18 protein-coding genes are annotated in these 15,784 nt (G+C 66.8%); 16 read left to right on the top strand and 2 right to left on the bottom strand.

What is annotated here, in order from left to right; all coding sequences use genetic code 11:
• Positions 1-64 precede the first annotated feature (64 nt).
• Positions 65-400 (top strand): antibiotic biosynthesis monooxygenase family protein, encoded by a 336-nt coding sequence (locus BMY35_RS02585; protein ID WP_093195416.1) that lies wholly within the window; start codon positions 65-67, stop codon positions 398-400.
• Between the two features lie 6 nt (positions 401-406).
• Positions 407-1,213 carry a sulfite exporter TauE/SafE family protein gene (locus BMY35_RS02580; RefSeq protein WP_093195415.1) on the top strand — a complete coding sequence of 269 codons (807 nt, stop codon included), beginning with the start codon at positions 407-409 and terminating at the stop codon, positions 1,211-1,213.
• A gap of 17 nt (positions 1,214-1,230) precedes the next feature.
• Here BMY35_RS02580 and mnmC read toward each other — a convergent pair whose 3' ends face one another.
• Positions 1,231-3,186: a bifunctional tRNA (5-methylaminomethyl-2-thiouridine)(34)-methyltransferase MnmC2/FAD-dependent 5-carboxymethylaminomethyl-2-thiouridine(34) oxidoreductase MnmC1 gene (gene mnmC / locus BMY35_RS02575; protein WP_093195414.1), complete on the bottom strand. Its 1,956-nt coding sequence runs from the start codon at positions 3,184-3,186 to the stop codon at positions 1,231-1,233.
• 15 nt (positions 3,187-3,201) lie between these two features.
• Positions 3,202-3,477 (bottom strand): oxidative damage protection protein, encoded by a 276-nt coding sequence (locus BMY35_RS02570; protein ID WP_093195413.1) that lies wholly within the window; start codon positions 3,475-3,477, stop codon positions 3,202-3,204.
• A gap of 165 nt (positions 3,478-3,642) precedes the next feature.
• Between BMY35_RS02570 and BMY35_RS02565 the strand changes: the two genes are divergently transcribed.
• The 14 genes from BMY35_RS02565 (at position 3,643) to BMY35_RS02500 (ending at position 15,739) form a co-directional block, all read left to right on the top strand.
• Positions 3,643-4,674, top strand: coding sequence for a sulfate ABC transporter substrate-binding protein (locus BMY35_RS02565; protein WP_093195412.1), 1,032 nt, complete (start codon positions 3,643-3,645; stop codon positions 4,672-4,674).
• A gap of 96 nt (positions 4,675-4,770) precedes the next feature.
• Positions 4,771-5,355, top strand: a complete 585-nt coding sequence (ssuE, locus tag BMY35_RS02560) for an NADPH-dependent FMN reductase (RefSeq protein WP_093195411.1) — start codon at positions 4,771-4,773, stop codon at positions 5,353-5,355.
• A 122-nt stretch (positions 5,356-5,477) separates the two neighbouring features.
• Complete coding sequence (locus tag BMY35_RS02555) at positions 5,478-6,512, top strand: sulfonate ABC transporter substrate-binding protein (RefSeq protein WP_093195410.1); 1,035 nt, start codon at positions 5,478-5,480, stop codon at positions 6,510-6,512.
• A gap of 35 nt (positions 6,513-6,547) precedes the next feature.
• Entirely contained in the window at positions 6,548-7,507 is a 960-nt protein-coding gene (locus BMY35_RS02550) for a sulfonate ABC transporter substrate-binding protein (protein WP_093195409.1), read from the top strand.
• A complete protein-coding gene (gene ssuD / locus BMY35_RS02545; RefSeq protein WP_093195408.1) occupies positions 7,507-8,676 on the top strand; it encodes an FMNH2-dependent alkanesulfonate monooxygenase in 1,170 nt (389 codons plus the stop codon). Before BMY35_RS02550 ends, ssuD begins: the two co-directional genes overlap by 1 nt.
• Before the next feature lie 9 nt (positions 8,677-8,685).
• A complete protein-coding gene (ssuC, locus tag BMY35_RS02540; RefSeq protein ID WP_093195407.1) occupies positions 8,686-9,534 on the top strand; it encodes an aliphatic sulfonate ABC transporter permease SsuC in 849 nt (282 codons plus the stop codon).
• 10 nt (positions 9,535-9,544) lie between these two features.
• Positions 9,545-10,522 (top strand): aliphatic sulfonate ABC transporter substrate-binding protein, encoded by a 978-nt coding sequence (locus BMY35_RS02535; protein ID WP_093195406.1) that lies wholly within the window; start codon positions 9,545-9,547, stop codon positions 10,520-10,522.
• 7 nt (positions 10,523-10,529) lie between these two features.
• Positions 10,530-11,372 (top strand): ATP-binding cassette domain-containing protein, encoded by an 843-nt coding sequence (locus tag BMY35_RS02530; protein ID WP_093195405.1) that lies wholly within the window; start codon positions 10,530-10,532, stop codon positions 11,370-11,372.
• Positions 11,373-11,412: 40 nt separating this feature from the next.
• Positions 11,413-12,696, top strand: coding sequence for an O-acetylhomoserine aminocarboxypropyltransferase/cysteine synthase family protein (locus BMY35_RS02525; protein ID WP_093195404.1), 1,284 nt, complete (start codon positions 11,413-11,415; stop codon positions 12,694-12,696).
• A 115-nt stretch (positions 12,697-12,811) separates the two neighbouring features.
• On the top strand, positions 12,812-13,408 hold the full coding sequence (locus BMY35_RS02520) for a malonic semialdehyde reductase (protein WP_093195403.1): 597 nt from the start codon (positions 12,812-12,814) through the stop codon (positions 13,406-13,408).
• 57 nt (positions 13,409-13,465) lie between these two features.
• Positions 13,466-13,681, top strand: coding sequence for a TOBE domain-containing protein (locus BMY35_RS02515; RefSeq protein WP_007829250.1), 216 nt, complete (start codon positions 13,466-13,468; stop codon positions 13,679-13,681).
• 258 nt (positions 13,682-13,939) lie between these two features.
• Positions 13,940-14,605, top strand: a complete 666-nt coding sequence (locus BMY35_RS02510) for a peptidoglycan recognition protein family protein (RefSeq protein ID WP_093195402.1) — start codon at positions 13,940-13,942, stop codon at positions 14,603-14,605.
• Positions 14,602-15,162 (top strand): hypothetical protein, encoded by a 561-nt coding sequence (locus BMY35_RS02505; protein WP_093195401.1) that lies wholly within the window; start codon positions 14,602-14,604, stop codon positions 15,160-15,162. The genes BMY35_RS02510 and BMY35_RS02505 overlap by 4 nt, the downstream gene beginning before the upstream one ends.
• Positions 15,163-15,172: 10 nt before the next feature.
• Positions 15,173-15,739, top strand: coding sequence for a hypothetical protein (locus BMY35_RS02500; protein ID WP_093195400.1), 567 nt, complete (start codon positions 15,173-15,175; stop codon positions 15,737-15,739).
• The last annotated feature ends 45 nt before the right edge of the window (positions 15,740-15,784 follow it).

Here is a 15,784-nt window from a genome sequence, read left to right as displayed (position 1 = left end):
CGCAGAATCGGCGCCCGCCCGATGCCCGGCCGGACCTTGCGTCACCAGGAGAACCCGACCCGCCATGTACTCCGCCACCTTCATCTTCGCCACCAGGCAGTTCGACGACGAGTTCCACCGCCTCGACCAGACCATCGCCGCCGCCGCAAAATCGCTGCCCGGCTACCTGGGCGAGGAAACGTGGGAAAACCCGGGCAACGGGCTGGTGTCGAACGTCTACTACTGGGACTCGCTCGAGAGCCTGCAGGCGCTGATCCGCCACCCCGTGCACCAACAGGCCAAGGCGGCGCAGGCGAACTGGCTCGACGGCTACAGGGTGGTGATCTCCGAGGTGCTGCGCACCTACGGCGACAGCCGCATCGACCACATGCTTGCTCCTTCGGGGCCGGGCGCCGCTTAGCCGCCCATGCTCGAATCCCTCGGCCTCGTGCAGGTGCTCGGCGGGCTGGCGATCGGCGTCTTTTCGGGCGCGGTGGGCGGGCTGCTCGGCGTCAGCCCCGGCGGGGCGCTCGTGCCGGCGCTGGCGCTGATGCCCGGGCTGGGCCAGCACGACGCGCAGGCCGTTTCGCTCGCGGCCCAGCTGCTGCCGACCAGCCTGGCCGGTTTCGTGCGCTACCGGGTGTCGGGGCACGGGGCCTCGTGGCGCACCGTGGCCTGGATATCGGCCGGCTTCCTGGGCGGAGCCTGGCTGGGCGCGCGGGGTGCCAGCCACGTGGCCGACGCGACGCTGCGCTGGATGTTCGTCGGCTACCTGCTGGTGCTGGCGACGCTGGTCGTGCTGAAGTCGCCCGCGAAGACCGGGGACGGCGCCGAAGTGGCGCAGGCCGACGAGCCGCACGGCACGGCCGTGGCGCTCGGGGTGGTGGGCATGGTGGCGGGTGCGTCGTCGGGCCTGCTCGGCATCGGTGGCGGGCTCGCCATCACGGCGCTGCTGACGGTGGCGCTTCGCTACTCGCAGCACAGGGCGCAGGCCGTGAGCCTGGCGGTGAACGCCTTGCCGCTCGCGCTGCCGGCGGTGCTCGTCTATGCGAGCGTGGCCAACGGGCTGCCCTGGCTCCTGCTGGGCTGCGTCGTGATCGGACTGTGGATCGGCACGGCGGCCGGGGCGAGGCTCGCGACCCGGCTCGACGAGCGGACGCTGCGCAGGTACTTCTTCGTGCTGGTGATCTGCATGGCGCTGCTGATGGCATATCGCGCGGCGAGCGCGAGCTGATCGAGCGCCTCGGAGCTTCAGAGCCGCTGGGTGCCGAGCGCCTTGGCCAGCGTGGCCGGCAGCGGCAACGGCTCGGCGTGCCATTGCGCGGCCAGCAACTCGGCGCACAGCGCGGCGAAGCTCAGGCCGCGAGAGCCCAGCGCGGTGCAGGCCCAGAGGCCCGAAGCATCCGCGTCGATCGGGCCGACCAGCGGACGCCGGTCACCGGATGCACAGCGCACGCCCACCCACGCACGGCTCTCTCCGCGCTCGAATTCATCGGCCAGCGCCGTGGCTGCAGCCGGATGCAGGCGAACGAGGCGCTCGCGGTTCGCGGCGCCATCCGCCACGGTGGCTTCGAGGCTGGTGCTGTCGCGGTCGAAGGTGGCACCGGCCAGCCATATCGGCGCGTCGCCGTGCTCGCCGGGTACATGGGCGACCAGATGGCCGTCACCGTTGACCGGCGTGAGGGGCAGGGCGGCTGCATCGTCGTCGGGCATCGGGCCCCAGGCGACCTGTCCGCGCACGGGCTGCAAGGGCAGTCCGGGGGCGAAGCGGCCGGACTCGAAGCCCGCGCAGACGACCACGCGGTCTGCGTCGACCAGCAGTCCGCCGTCCGGGTCGAACAGCTGCCAGCCGCTTGCATGGCGCTCCAGCCGCGCCACGCGGCAACCGCCGCGAAACTCGATGCCGGGCTGGCGCAGCCACGCGGCAATCAGCCGCTGCGGTCGCACCCAGGCCGCGCGCGAGTGCCAGAGGGCCGGGGCGTCGTCGGGCAGGCCGGCCGCGGCCAGCCGGTCGGCACTGGCGGCCCACGATTCGTTCGGCCCGTCAGCGCTCCAGCCGGCGGGCACGCGCACGTCGCCGTCGGGCCGGCGCTCGATCACGCCGCTGGCACGCCAGTCGCGGCCTTCTTCGAGCAGCCGCTCCAGTTCGCTCCATGTAGCGCGGATGCCGGCCCGCGTGAGCCGAGAGAGCAGGGCGTCGTCTGGCGAAACATGCGGTGCCAGCATGCCCACCGGCAGGCCGGAGGCGCCCGAAGCAGGCCAGTCGGCAGCGTCGAGCACGCTCACCCGCCAGCCGCGCCGCGCGAGGCTGGCCGCCACGGCCGCGCCCGCGAGGCCCGCTCCGATGACGGCGCAGTGGCCGGGCGCCTCGATGCCTTCGGGCGGCGGCTCGCGGCGGCGCACGGTCCAGGCGGGAGCGAACACGCCGCGCAGGCAGTCGCGCTTCGGCGGCAGCCCCGGGTGCTTGTCCACGCTGAAACCGTACTGCGCTAGCGCGTCGCGGATCGTCCGGGCGATGGTCCAGGTGGCGATGCGCGTGCCTTGCCGGGCGAAGCGCGACACGGCCTTGAGCGTGTCTTCAGACCACATGACCGGGTTCAACCGGGGGCTGAAGCCGTCCAGAAAGATGCTGTCGGCCTCGAAGCGCTGGGCGCGCAGCATCGGCTGCACGTCGCCGACGCACAGCGTGAGCAGCACGCGGCCCTCGTCGAAGGCCAGCCGGTGAAAGCCGGGCAGCAGCCCATGCCACTGCCCGGCCAGTTCACGGGCAAGGGAAACCAGCTCGGGATAGGCCCCGGCGCCGCGCAGCACGTCGTCGGCCGAGACCGGATGGGCCTCGATCGAGACGAAATGCAGCATGCGCGGCCGCGCCGGGTCGGCACGCCAGGCCTGCCAGGTTGTCAGGAAATTGAGGCCGAGGCCGAAGCCGGTTTCGAGAATCCGCCATTTCGGCTGTCCGGCCCAGGCTTCGGGCAGGCTGCAGCCGCCCAGGAACACATGGCGCGACTGCGCCAGTGCCCCGGTTTCGGTGTGATAGATGTCGTCGAAGCGCTCGCTTCGCGGAACGCCGTCGGCGCGCCAGGTAACAGGCTCACCCCCAGGCTGCGCGCACTTCGTGTCGCTTCGCCCACCCCCTTCGAGGGGGCAACACCTGCAGCCCGGCAAAGCCGGTTCTGCGGTGTTCCCCGAAGAAGAATTCGGAGGCAATCGCGCCAGCGATAGTCAGGGGGCCGAAGGGGGGACGTAGCCCTGGGCCACGTCGGCGCCTTCGCCGAAGAAGTGTTTTTCCATCTGCCGCGCCAGGTACTGGCGGGCGCGCAGATCGGCCAGGTTCAGCCGGTTTTCGTTGACGAGCATGGTCTGCTGCTTGAGCCAGGCGGCCCAGGCTTCCTTGCTGACGCTTTCCCAGATCCGCTTGCCCAGTTCGCCGGGATAGGGGGGGAAGTCGAGCCCTTCGGCTTCCTTGCCGAGCTTGATGCACTGAATCATGCGTGCCATATCGATTGCCTTTGAACGGGAAATGTGGGGAGACGGGAGAAAAAGCGGGAAGCGGCTGCTTAGTTGATTTGGCTATTTAGAACTGAAAACTTGGTCGTTCCAGTTTCTATATGTCGTATTGAGAATACGCAGCTTCATCGATATGCCTTTTAAGAGCAAGACACCATGAGCCTTCGCCGCGACTTTATCAAGCTTTCCCTGGGTGCCGGCGTGGCCGGTGCCATGGCCCTTTCGGCGTTGCCGGCGTTGGCCCAGGGTCCCGTGACGCTGCTGAACGTCTCCTACGACCCGACGCGCGAGCTGTACGTGGACTACAACCAGGCCTTCGCCAAGTACTGGAAGGGCAAGACCGGGCAGGACGTGACGATCAAGCAGTCGCACGGCGGCTCGGGCAAGCAGGCCCGCTCGATCATCGACGGCATCGATGCCGACGTGGCCACTCTGGCGCTGGGCGGCGACGTCGACGCGCTGGTCACGCACGGCGGCCTCGTCAAGGCCGACTGGCAGAAGCGCCTGCCGCACAACTCCGCTCCCTACACCTCGACCATCGTGTTCCTGGTGAAGAAGGGCAACCCCAAGGGCCTGAAGGACTGGGACGACCTGGTCAAGCCCGGCGTGCAGGTGATCACGCCCAACCCGAAGACCTCGGGCGGCGCCCGCTGGAACTACCTGGCCGCCTGGGAATTCGCCAAGCGCAAGTACGGTGGCGACGCCAAGGCCAAGGAATACATCGGCAATCTGTTCAAGAACGTGCCCGTGCTCGACACCGGCGCGCGCGGCTCGACCATCACCTTCGTGCAGCGAGGCGTGGGCGACGTGCTGCTGGCCTGGGAGAACGAGGCCTTCCTGGCGCTGAAGGAATTCGGCCCCGAGAAGTTCGAGATCGTGGTGCCTTCCATCTCCATCCTGGCCGAGCCCAGCGTGGCGGTGGTCGACAAGGTCGTCGACAAGAAGGGCACGCGCGCCGTGGCCGAGGAATACCTGAAGTACCTGTACTCGGACGAAGGCCAGGACATCGCAGGCCGCAACTTCTACCGCCCGACCTCGGACAAGGCCAAGGCCAAGTACGAGAAGCAGTTCCCGAAGCTGACGCTGGTGACCATCGACCAGGCCTTCGGTGGCTGGGCGAAGGCCGACAAGGAGCACTTCGCCGACGGCGGCTCCTTCGACCAGATCTACACGGCAAAACAGAAGTAAGCCGATCCGCTGCCGAGCCGGCAGTGCACGGTGCCTGTTTAGCGGGCGCCGTGGCCCGGCTCACCCTGAATTCCTGAAGAAAACAGAAAGTCTCCCGTGTCCGTTCTCCTGATTGCCGGCAGCCCCACGGCCCCGTCCCGCTCCACCGCCTTGCTCGATGCGGTGGGCGAGAGGCTGGCCCAGCGTCATGCGCGGATCGAGCGGCTCGCCGTGCGCGAGCTGCCCGCGCAGGCGCTGCTGCTGGCGGAGTGGAACAACCCGGCCATCGAGCAGGCCATCGCCCAGGTGGCGGCGGCCCGCGTGATCGTGGTGGCCACGCCGGTCTACAAGGCGGCCTACAGCGGCCTGCTCAAGGTCTTTCTCGATCTGCTCTCGCAGAACGCACTCAAGGGCAAGACGGTGCTGCCGCTGGCCACCGGCGGCAGCCCGCACCACATGCTTGCGCTCGACTACGCATTGCGCCCCGTGCTGCAGTCGCTGTCGGCGCGCCACATCCTGCCGGGCGTGTACGCCAGCGAATCGCAGATCGCGCTGACGCCCGAGAACGCGTACCAGGTGCACAACGACCTGGCCGAACGGCTCAACGAGGCCGTCGAGGTACTGGCCACCGAGGGCCTCAAGCTGCCTGCCACGCACGGCTTCGAGCCGGTGCCGTTTTCCCGCGTGCGATGTAGCGTCTGACGAGCGGGTTCTTCAACGAACCCGGCTCCCTCCAGACCCATCCCCATCCTCTTTTCGAAGCCGCCTGTATGCGGCGAGGGGATGGCTTTGCCTGAAGTTTCTGCAGACCAAGGAATCCACGCATGAACCCCGTCGCAACCGAAGACCCCGTGCTCGAGGTGCCGCCGCGCTCCTTCTGGCGCGGCCTGCGCGATCTGCTGATCAGCGCCATCGTGGTCAGTGCCATCGCGCTGATCGTCAGCTTCATCTCCGCGGCCTCGGCCCACGCCCAGGGCAACCAGGGCAAGGGCGAGCTGCGCATCGGCTACCAGAAGTCGGCCAGTCTGTTCGTGCTGCAGAAGGCGCAGGGCACGCTCGAGAAGAAGCTCGCGCCGCTAGGCTTCGGCGTGAAGTGGGTCGAGTTCCCGGCCGGTCCGCAACTGCTCGAAGGCCTGAACGTCGGTGCGGTCGACGTCGGCTATGTCGGCGAGGCGCCGCCCATCTTCGCGCAGGCCGCGGGCGCCAAGTTCGTCTACTTCGGCTACGACCCGGCCGCGCCGCGCGCCGAGGCCATCCTGGTCACGAAGGATTCGCCCATCAAGTCGGTTGCCGACCTGAAGGGCAGGAAGGTCGCGCTCAACAAGGGCAGCAACGTGCACTACCTGCTCGTGAAGCAGCTCGAGAAGAACGGACTGAAGCTCTCCGACATCCAGCCCGTCTACCTCGCGCCCGCCGACGGCCGCGCCGCCTTCGAGAGCAGGAACGTCGATGCATGGGTGATCTGGGACCCCTTCCAGGCAGCCGCCGAGAAGGCAACCGGCGCGCGCGTGCTCGCCGACGGCACGCCCGAGGTGGTCAACAACTACCAGTACTACCTGGGCGAGCGCGGCTTCGTGAAGAACAACCCGAAGGTCATCGACGCGCTGTTCGCCGATTCGGTGGAGCAGGGCATCTGGCTCAAGAAGAACCTGCGCCAGGCAGCCGAGCTCATCGCTCCGCTGCAGGGCCTGCCGGTCGACGTGGTCGAGCTGGCGCTGCGCCGCTACGAATTCAACGTGAAGCCGATCACCCCGGCCGTCGCGGCCGACCAGCAAAAGATCGCCGACACCTTCTTCGCGCTGAAGCTCATTCCCAAGCCCATCAAGGTCAGCGACGCCGTGGTCACGGCGCAGCCCTGAGGCACAGGCATCCAACGGATCGTTCCCGCACAACCATGACACGCATCTCCATTCCCCGCCGCCGCCTGATCCAGGGCGCGGCCGCCGCCATCGCGCTGCCGGCCTCGTTCGCCGGGCTGGCGCAGACGCCCGCGCGCCAGTTCCGCATCGGCCATCAGAAGGGCTACCTCACGTTGCTCAAGGGCCGCGGCACGCTCGAGAAACGCCTGGCGCCGCTCGGCGTGAGCGTGAAGTGGACCGAGTTCACCGCCGGCCCAGTACAGCTCGAGGCGCTGAACGTCGGCTCCATCGACTTCGGCGACGTGGGCGAGGCTCCACCCATCTTCGCGCAGGCCGCCGGCGCGCCGCTGGCCTACGTGGGCGCGACTGTGCCGCGTCCGCAGTCCGAGGCGGTGCTGGTGCCCAAGGGCTCCGCCATCAAGACCGTGGCCGAGCTCAAGGGCAAGAAGATCGCGCTCAACAAGGGCTCGAACGTCCACTACTTCATCGTCAAGCTGTTCGAGAAGCACGGCCTCGCGTTCGCCGACCTGAACCTGGTCTACCTCCCGCCCGCGGATGCGCGCGCCGCCTTCGAGAAGGGCTCGGTCGATGCATGGGTGATCTGGGACCCGTTCCTCGCCGCGGCCGAGAAGTCGCTCGATGCGCGCGTGCTGGCCGATGCCACGGGCGTGGTCGGCAACCGCGCCTACTACTTCTCCTCGCTCGACTACGTGGCGAAGAACTCCGACGTGCTGGCCATCGCGATCGAAGAGCTCAACAAGGTCGACGTCTGGGGCGCCGCCAACAAGGGCGATCTGGCCGGCGAGCTGGCCACGCTCTGGGGCCTTCCGAAGCCGGTGGCCGAACTGTCGGTGAACCGCTCGGCCTACGGCACGGCGCCGATCACCAAGGCCATCCTGGCCGAGCAGCAGAAGATCGCCGACACCTTCTTCGAGCTCAAGCTGATCCCGAAGAAGATCAACGTGCTCGAAGCCGCCGGCGCGGGAGTCGCGTGATGCAGATCTTCTGGTTCCTCCCCACGCACGGCGACAGCCGCTACCTCGGCACCACCGAGGGCGCGCGCCCCATCGACCTGGCCTACCTGCAGCAGATCGCCGGCGCGGCCGACAACCTCGGCTACGAAGGCGTGCTGATCCCGACGGGCCGCTCGTGCGAAGACCCCTGGGTGATCGCTTCGAGCCTGATCGGCGCGACGAAGAAGCTCAAGTTCCTGGTGGCGGTGCGCCCCGGGTTGCACCAGCCCAGCCTGGCCGCGCGCATGGCCGCGACCTTCGACCGGCTCTCGGGCGGGCGCCTGCTCGTGAATCTCGTGACCGGCGGCGACCAAGCCGAGCTCGAGGGCGACGGCGTGTACCTCGACCATGCGGCGCGCTACGAGCAGTCGGCCGAGTTCATCCGCATCTGGCGCGAGATCATCGCGCGCAGCCATGACGGGCAGGCCTTCGACTACGAGGGCAAGCACCTGAGCGTGAAGGGCGCGAAGCTGCTGTACCCGCCGGTGCAGAAGCCGTACCCCCCGGTGTGGTTCGGTGGCTCCTCGGCCGCCGCGCACGACCTCGCCGCCGAGCAGGTCGACGCGTACCTCACCTGGGGCGAGCCGCCCGCGGAAGTCGCGAAGAAGATCGCCGACGTGCGTGCCCGCGCGCAGCGCAATGGCCGCAAGGTCGAATTCGGCATTCGCCTGCACGTGATAGTGCGCGAGACCGAAGACGCCGCATGGAAGGCCGCCGAGGAACTGATCAGCCGCGTGGACGACGAGACCGTGATCCGCGCGCAGGCCGCCTTCGCGCGCATGGATTCCGAAGGACAGCGCCGCATGGCCGCGCTGCATGCGGGCGGTGCGAAGCGCAGCCGCGCCGAGCTGGAAATTGCCCCGAACCTCTGGGCCGGTGTGGGCCTGGTGCGCGGTGGAGCTGGCACGGCACTGGTCGGCGATCCGAAGACCGTCGCGGCGCGCATCGAGGAATACGCGGCGCTCGGGCTCGACAAGTTCATCCTCTCGGGCTACCCGCATCTGGAGGAGGCCTACCGCTTCGCCGAGCTGGTGTTCCCGCTGCTCTCGCGCAAGGCGAAGACGCAGCTGGCCGGCGGTTCGCTGAGCGGCCCTTTCGGCGAGGTCGTCGCCAACCTAGACGCGCCTTCGCGCCTCGTCTCCCAAAGCTGAAGGATCGCCATGACTGAACAGGTTCAGGAACTGCCGGCGGTCGTGCCGGCCGAGGAGGCGGGCAACAGCGCGTTCAAGGCCTTCGCCGTCAACGTGGCGAAGCGGCTGGTGCCGTGGCTGGTGCCGGTCGGGCTCATCGTCTTCTGGCAGATCGCGTCGTCGCTGGGCTGGCTCAGCACGCGTGTGCTGCCGGCGCCCATCGACGTGGTCAAGGCCGCGTGGAACCTCACCGTGTCCGGCGAGCTGTGGACGCACGTGAAGGTCAGCGCGGGCCGTGCGCTCGCGGGGCTGGCCATCGGCGGCGGGGCGGGGCTGGCACTGGGCCTGCTGACCGGCTCGGTGAAGTTCTTCGAGACGCTGCTCGACTCCACCATCCAGATGGTGCGCAACATTCCGGCGCTGGCGCTGATTCCGCTGGTGATCCTGTGGTTCGGCATCGACGAGTCGGCCAAGCTGTTTTTGATCTCGGTGTCGGTGTTCTTCCCGATCTACCTGAACACCTTCCACGGCATCCGCAACGTGGATCCGCAGCTCATCGAGATGGGGCGCACCTACGGCCTTTCGCGCTGGCAGCTGTACCGCGAGGTGATCCTGCCGGGGGCTCTGTCGTCGATCTTGGTGGGGCTGCGCTTCTCGCTGGGCCTGATGTGGGTGATCCTGATCGTGGCCGAGACCATCTCGGCGCAGGCCGGCATCGGCTATCTGACGATGAACGCCCGCGAGTTCCTGCAGACCGACATCGTGCTGGTGGGCATCCTGCTGTACGCGCTGCTCGGCAAGCTGGCCGACCTGTTCGCGCGCGGCCTGGAGCAATGGTGGCTGCGCTGGCACCCCGGCTACCAGAAGAAGGCGAAGTGAGGGCAGGGGAATGACGCACTCTTCGTCTACATCGATCTCCCGCCGCGCCGCCATCGCGACGCTCGCCGCGCTCGGCTCGGGCGCCGTGTTCGCGCAGGGCGTGGCCAGCCGGCCTGTCACCGTTCGCCTCGGCTACCAGAAGTCGTCGACGCTCATCGCGGTGCTGAAGGCGCAGGGCGTGCTCGAGAAGCAGCTCGCGCCGCTGAACGTCGCGCTCAGCTGGCACGAGTTCACCAGCGGCCTGCCGCTGCTGGAGGCGCTGAACCTCGACAACCTCGACATCAGCGCCGACGTGGCCGACACGGTGCCCGTGTTCGCCCAGGCGGCCGGTGCCGACCTGACCTTCCTCGCGCAGGAGGCGCCTTCGCCATCGGCGCAGGCCATCGTGGTGCGCGAGGACTCGCCCATCAGGACCGTGGCTGACCTCAAGGGCAAGAAGGTCGGCTTCGCGAAGGCTGCCGGCGCGCACTACCTGCTGATCGCCGCGCTCGACAAGGCCGGCCTGTCGTTCAAGGACATCGAGCCCGCCTACCTCACGCCGGCCGACGGCCGTGCCGCGTTCGAGAAGGGCGCCATCGACGCCTGGGTGGTGTGGGACCCGTTCCTCGCAGCGGCCCAGCGCCAGTCGAAAGTGCGTGTGCTGGCCGACGGCGCGGGCATCGCGTCGTACCAGCGCTACTACCTCGCGAGCAGCAAGTTCGCGAAGGCGCGGCCCGACGTGCTGCGCGTGGTCTACGCCGAACTGGAGAAGACCGGCAAGTGGGTCAAGCAGAACCCGAAGGAGGCGGCCACGCTGTTGTCGCCCGTGTGGGGGCTGGACGCCGCGACCATCGAGCAGGCCAACGCCCGCCGCAGCTACGCGGTGCGGCCGGTGGTGCCCGAGGGGCTGGGCGAACAGCAGCGCATCGCCGACGCCTTCTTCGCCGAGAAGCTGCTGCCAAGAAAAATCGACGCGCTGAACGTGGCGCTGTTCAAGCCCGGAGCCTGAAGAAACCATGAGTGCCGTACTGAAAGACATCCAGCCCCAGGCTCAGCCGCAAGCCATTGCCGGCGGCGTGCGCCTCGAGGCGCGCAACCTGCACAAGCGCTATGGCGCGCGCGAGGTGCTGCGCAACACCCGCCTGACCATCGAGCCGGGCCAGTTCATCGCCATCGTCGGGCGCAGCGGCTGCGGCAAGAGCACGCTGCTGCGACTCATCGCGGGCCTCGAGGAGCCGAGCTCCGGCGGCCTCTACACCGACGGCAAGGCCGTGAACGGCCTGCACGACGACACCCGGATCATGTTCCAGGAGGCGCGCCTCTTGCCATGGCGGCGCGTGCTCGACAACGTGACGCTGGGCCTGCCGAACGATGCCAAGGCGCGCGGCAAGGAAGTGCTGGCGCAGGTCGGCCTGGCCGACCGCGAGAACGAATGGCCGGCACGCCTCTCGGGCGGCCAGCGCCAGCGCGTGGCATTGGCGCGCGCACTGGTGCACCACCCGCGCCTGCTGCTGCTCGACGAGCCGCTGGGCGCCCTCGACGCGCTCACGCGCATCGAGATGCATCGCCTCATCGAGAACCTGTGGCAGCGTCACCGCTTCACCGCGCTGCTGGTGACGCACGACGTGCAAGAGGCCGTGGCGCTGGCCGACCGCGTGATCCTGATCGAGGACGGCCGCATCGCCCTCGACGAGAACATCGCGTTGGCCCGTCCGCGCTCGCAGGGCGACCCGGCGTTCGCCGCCATCGAAAAACGAATCCTCGACAGGGTGCTGCAGAAGTCCGAAGAGACCGAAGCGGAGAGCACCGACGCCAGCTGGCTCGCAACCCCGGCGCATGCATTGCGCTGGGCGATCTGACGAGCCTCTTCATCCATCAGCCCATTTGAAAGGCAGTCGCATGTCGCAGAACTGGAAATTCGAAACCCTGTCGGTGCACGCCGGCTATTCGCCCGACCCGACCACCCGCGCCGTGGCGCCGCCGATCTACCAGACGGTCGCCTATGCCTTCGACAGCGCCCAGCACGGCGCCGACCTGTTCGACCTGAAGGTGCCGGGCAACATCTACACCCGCATCAACAACCCGACGCAGGACGTGCTCGAGCAGCGCGTGGCGGCGCTCGAAGGCGGCATCGCGGCGCTGGCGCTGGCCTCGGGCCAGGCGGCCGTGACCTACGCGATCCAGACCATCGCCGAGGCCGGCGACAACATCGTCAGCAGCACTGCGCTCTACGGCGGCACCTACAACCTGTTCGCTCACACGCTGCCGCAGTTCGGCATCACCACCCGCTTCGCGGACCACCGTGATCCGTCCAGCTTCGAGAAGCTGTTCGACGAGCGGACCAAGGCTGTGTTCGTCGAGTCGTTGGGCAACCCGGCCGGCAACGTGACCGACATCGCGGCCATCGCCGAGATCGCGCACCGCAACGGCGTGCCGCTGATCGTCGACAACACGGTGCCTTCGCCGTACCTGAGCCGCCCCATCGAGCACGGTGCCGACATCGTGGTGCACTCGCTCACCAAGTACCTGGGCGGCCACGGCACCAGCATCGGCGGCGCGATCGTCGATTCGGGCAAGTTCCCCTGGGCGGAGCACAAGCAGCGCTTCAAGCGCCTGAACGAGCCCGACGTGAGCTACCACGGCGTGGTCTACACCGACGCGCTGGGCCCGGCCGCCTACATCGGCCGCGCGCGCGTGGTGCCGCTGCGCAACACGGGCGCAGCCATCTCGCCGTTCAATGCCTTCCTGATCCTGCAGGGCATCGAGACCCTGGCGCTGCGCGTGGACCGCATCAGCGACAACGCGCTGCGCGTGGCGCAGCACCTGAAGACGCACAAGGCGGTGAAGTGGGTCAACTACGCGGCGCTCGAAGACCACCCCGACCACGCGCTCGCGAAGAAGTACCTGGGCGGCAAGGCCAGCGGCGTGCTGACCTTCGGCATCGGCTCGGGTCGCGAGGGCGGGGCGAAGTTCCTCGATTCGCTGAAGCTCTTCACCCGCCTCGTGAACATCGGCGACGTGCGCTCGCTGGCTACGCATCCGGCATCGACCACCCACCGGCAGCTGTCGCCCGAGGAGCTGGCCCGCGCCGGCGTCACCGAGGACACGGTGCGCCTGTCCGTCGGCATCGAGCACATCGACGACCTGATCGCCGACCTCGACCAGGCGCTCGCCGCAGCATGAAGCTCTCCCCCAGGCTGCGCGCACTTCGTGTCGCTTCGCCAACCCCCTTCCGGGGGCAACACCTGCGGCCCGGCAAAGCCGGTTCCGCGGTGTTCCACGAAAGAAAGAGAACCCGATGACCACACTGCAAGCCATTCCCGAAGCCGCGCTGGACCAGCTGTTCCGCAAGGCCCGCACCGTGCACGCGTTCAAGCCCGTGCCCGTGACCGACGAGGTCATCCACAAGCTCTACGACCTGCTCAAGTGGGGCCCGACTGCCTACAACGCCCAGCCGGCGCGCTACGTGTTCGTGCGCAGCGAGGAGGCCAAGGCGAAGCTGAAGCCGGCCGTGTCCGCGGGCAACACCGCGCAGACGCTGGCTGCCGGCGTCACGGTGATCGTGGCGCACGACACGCGCTTCTACGAGCACCTGCCGAGCCTGTTCCCGGCCTACGACGCCAAGCCCTTCTTCGAGAAGAGCGCCGAAGCCGCGCAGGCCACCGCCTTCCGCAACAGCAGCCTGCAGGGCGCGTACCTGATCCTCGCGGCGCGCGCCCTCGGGCTCGACGCCGGCCCGCAGTCGGGCTTCAACGCGGACCTGGTCGACAAGGCCTTCTTCCCCGACGGACGCTATCGCGCGAACTTCCTCGTCAACCTCGGCGTGGCCGACCACGCGGGCACCTTCGAGCGCGGCCCGAGGCTCGCATTCGACGACGTCGCCGAGATCGTCTGATCGGCGTCTGCTGTGCTTTTCCTCAACGAATTTCCTCAACCTGAAAGAGAACCCATCATGTCCATCCAAGCTATCAACGTACGCAACCAGTTCAAGGGCAAGGTCCGCGAAATCATCCGCGGCGACGTCGTTTCCGAAGTCGATGTCGAAACCGCCTGGGGCATCGTCACCTCGGTCATCACCACGCGCTCGGTCGACGAGCTGCAGCTGAAGGTGGGCTCCGACGTGGTCGCACTCGTCAAGTCGACCGAGGTTTCGATCGCGAAGCTCTGACGGACCCTCGGGCATCTGCGACGACCCGGCGCTGTGATGGCGCCGGGTTTTTTCTTTTCTGGCACCCGTGTTTTCAGCGGTTTACAGGGCGCGAATTCATCGACTGTGCTGAATTTTGGAAATCGATCGAATCTTTTAAAGACCTGAATCTCCTTTGAAGTCGTCGCCATAGCATGCGCCGCGAAGTCGTGTTCCGCACATCGATGCGGGTCACGAATTCGCGAATGCATTCAATCAAACACTTCAGGGAGGAACCGCATGCTCGTTGAAATTGACGAACATGGAATGATCAGCCACGCACGAGTGAGGCATGCCCGCAGTCTGCAGATCGAGCGAGGGAAGAGGGCCGGGGCAATCACCGGCATCGTGGTGCACCAGACGGACGCCGATACTTCGGCGTCTTCATTGAACAGCTACAAGCGGCCGAAGGCGAACGGGGCGCACTTTCTCATCGACAAGGATGGGACGATTTATCAGACGGCGGCGATTTATCAGAGGACGAATCATGTGGGGCCGTTGCAGGCGCGATGTCTGGCAATGCAGAGGTGCAAGCCTCGAGATTTCCCTGCGAAGGTCGGTGCGACTGAGATGCATCGCATCGAGATGCTGAAGGCGCCCGCTGATCGCTATCCGAGCAATATGGAAGCTATCGGGATCGAGTTGGTCGGGAGAGCCAGGTTGCCACTAGGGTTCAAGCCTATTGGTGATGAATCGAAATGGCCGCTCGAGAAGATTCGAGGCAAGTACGGCATATTTGAAGCGCCGACCGCGGCTCAGAATCAATCTCTCTCCTGGCTTGTCAGCGTACTCCAGGGTTCGATGCAGATTGCTGCGGATGAGGTATTTCGCCATCCCGTGGTCAGCAGGAAGAACCTGACGGAGGCGCAGGGCGCGAACTGGAATCTGTCGATGCCAAAACCATGAGCAAGTCGAGAATTTTCATTGCTGCAGCAACGTTGGCTGTGGCGGCGGCATTCCCAGCACAGGCGGCCGACGGGCGCTACCCGATTGCCTATGTGCAGAAGGTGGAAATCACACATCCCTCGCACCGAAGTGCCTGGGAGAACAAGGACTTTCTGAACTGTGACGACGTTGTGCTGACAGAGGAAGATGTCCTTTACGCCTTGCGGTACATGCGCAGGGTTTCATGGAAAGACTATGACCCCGAAAACACCGATACGACAGGATGTGAGGGGAAGGCGCTTGTCACCTTCAAGAATGGAAGAATCCTTGCGATGGGTATCGAGCCAACCGGACGAATCAGCACCGGGGAGTTCGACGCGGGGATGAAGCCCACGACGAGTCCGCCGAATTTCTACGAGTGTGACCCTTGCAGGAAGCGCAAGATGGCTCTTCTGAAAGATGCCTTGTATCGCGCAGATGAGCGACGGCTCAAGCGATTTGAGGCGGAAGGAAAGATTCCTCCTGGCGAGGCGGAAGTCCGGCTCAGAAAGGCACGGACCGAAGGCAACAAACCCTGACACCTTCATCATGCGCACACCGACATCATGGACCTGCGCGCTGGCGGCGGCATTGCTCTTCGTCTCGACATTATCGGCAGAGGCTGCTGATAAGCGATATCCCATTTCCTATGTGCAAAAGGTGGAGGTCACCGCCCCTTCGGGTCGGACCGCTTGGGAGAACAAGGACTTTCTGAACTGCGATGACGTCGTGCTGACGGAGGAGGATGTCCGCTATGCCTTGCAGCGTATGCGGAGAGTCTTGTGGAGGGGGTACGACCCCGAAAAAGTGGGTAGCACGGGGTGCGAAGGGGATGCGCTCGTTACGTTCAAGAACGGGCGAGTACTTGCCATGGGTATCGAGCCTACGGGACGAATCGCCACGGCGGAGTACGACGCCAAGATGAAGGTCGTTGCGGGTTCCTCGAGCTTCTATGAATGCCACCCTTGCCGAGACCTCAAGATGGCCCTCCTGAAAGATGCGCTGAACCGCGCGGATGAGCGAAGGCTCAAGAAGCTGGTCGCAGAAGGGCAACTCTCCGCCAACGAAGCGGAGCTTCGGTTGAAGAGGTTACGAGACGGGCGCGACAAGCCCTGACATGTCGACCTACCCCGAGAACCCGCTACGGCGGGTTTTCTTTTG

Source organism: Variovorax sp. YR750 (genome assembly GCF_900109805.1).
Classification (GTDB): Bacteria; Pseudomonadota; Gammaproteobacteria; order Burkholderiales; family Burkholderiaceae_C; genus Variovorax; species Variovorax gossypii.
The sequence above is the reverse complement of the archived record's forward strand: the minus strand, read 5'-3'. Positions and strand labels throughout refer to the sequence as shown.

Excerpts from the sequence above, each read along its gene's own strand:
- BMY35_RS02585 (WP_093195416.1), top strand. The coding sequence starts at position 65 with ATGTACTCCGCCACCTTCATCTTCGCCACCAGGCAGTTCGACGACGAG.
- BMY35_RS02580 (WP_093195415.1), top strand. The coding sequence starts at position 407 with ATGCTCGAATCCCTCGGCCTCGTGCAGGTGCTCGGCGGGCTGGCGATC.
- BMY35_RS02570 (WP_093195413.1), bottom strand. The coding sequence starts at position 3,477 with ATGGCACGCATGATTCAGTGCATCAAGCTCGGCAAGGAAGCCGAAGGG.
- BMY35_RS02565 (WP_093195412.1), top strand. The coding sequence starts at position 3,643 with ATGAGCCTTCGCCGCGACTTTATCAAGCTTTCCCTGGGTGCCGGCGTG.
- BMY35_RS02555 (WP_093195410.1), top strand. The coding sequence starts at position 5,478 with ATGAACCCCGTCGCAACCGAAGACCCCGTGCTCGAGGTGCCGCCGCGC.
- BMY35_RS02550 (WP_093195409.1), top strand. The coding sequence starts at position 6,548 with ATGACACGCATCTCCATTCCCCGCCGCCGCCTGATCCAGGGCGCGGCC.
- ssuD (WP_093195408.1), top strand. The coding sequence starts at position 7,507 with ATGCAGATCTTCTGGTTCCTCCCCACGCACGGCGACAGCCGCTACCTC.
- ssuC (WP_093195407.1), top strand. The coding sequence starts at position 8,686 with ATGACTGAACAGGTTCAGGAACTGCCGGCGGTCGTGCCGGCCGAGGAG.
- BMY35_RS02535 (WP_093195406.1), top strand. The coding sequence starts at position 9,545 with ATGACGCACTCTTCGTCTACATCGATCTCCCGCCGCGCCGCCATCGCG.
- BMY35_RS02530 (WP_093195405.1), top strand. The coding sequence starts at position 10,530 with ATGAGTGCCGTACTGAAAGACATCCAGCCCCAGGCTCAGCCGCAAGCC.
- BMY35_RS02525 (WP_093195404.1), top strand. The coding sequence starts at position 11,413 with ATGTCGCAGAACTGGAAATTCGAAACCCTGTCGGTGCACGCCGGCTAT.
- BMY35_RS02520 (WP_093195403.1), top strand. The coding sequence starts at position 12,812 with ATGACCACACTGCAAGCCATTCCCGAAGCCGCGCTGGACCAGCTGTTC.
- BMY35_RS02515 (WP_007829250.1), top strand. The coding sequence starts at position 13,466 with ATGTCCATCCAAGCTATCAACGTACGCAACCAGTTCAAGGGCAAGGTC.
- BMY35_RS02510 (WP_093195402.1), top strand. The coding sequence starts at position 13,940 with ATGCTCGTTGAAATTGACGAACATGGAATGATCAGCCACGCACGAGTG.
- BMY35_RS02505 (WP_093195401.1), top strand. The coding sequence starts at position 14,602 with ATGAGCAAGTCGAGAATTTTCATTGCTGCAGCAACGTTGGCTGTGGCG.
- BMY35_RS02500 (WP_093195400.1), top strand. The coding sequence starts at position 15,173 with ATGCGCACACCGACATCATGGACCTGCGCGCTGGCGGCGGCATTGCTC.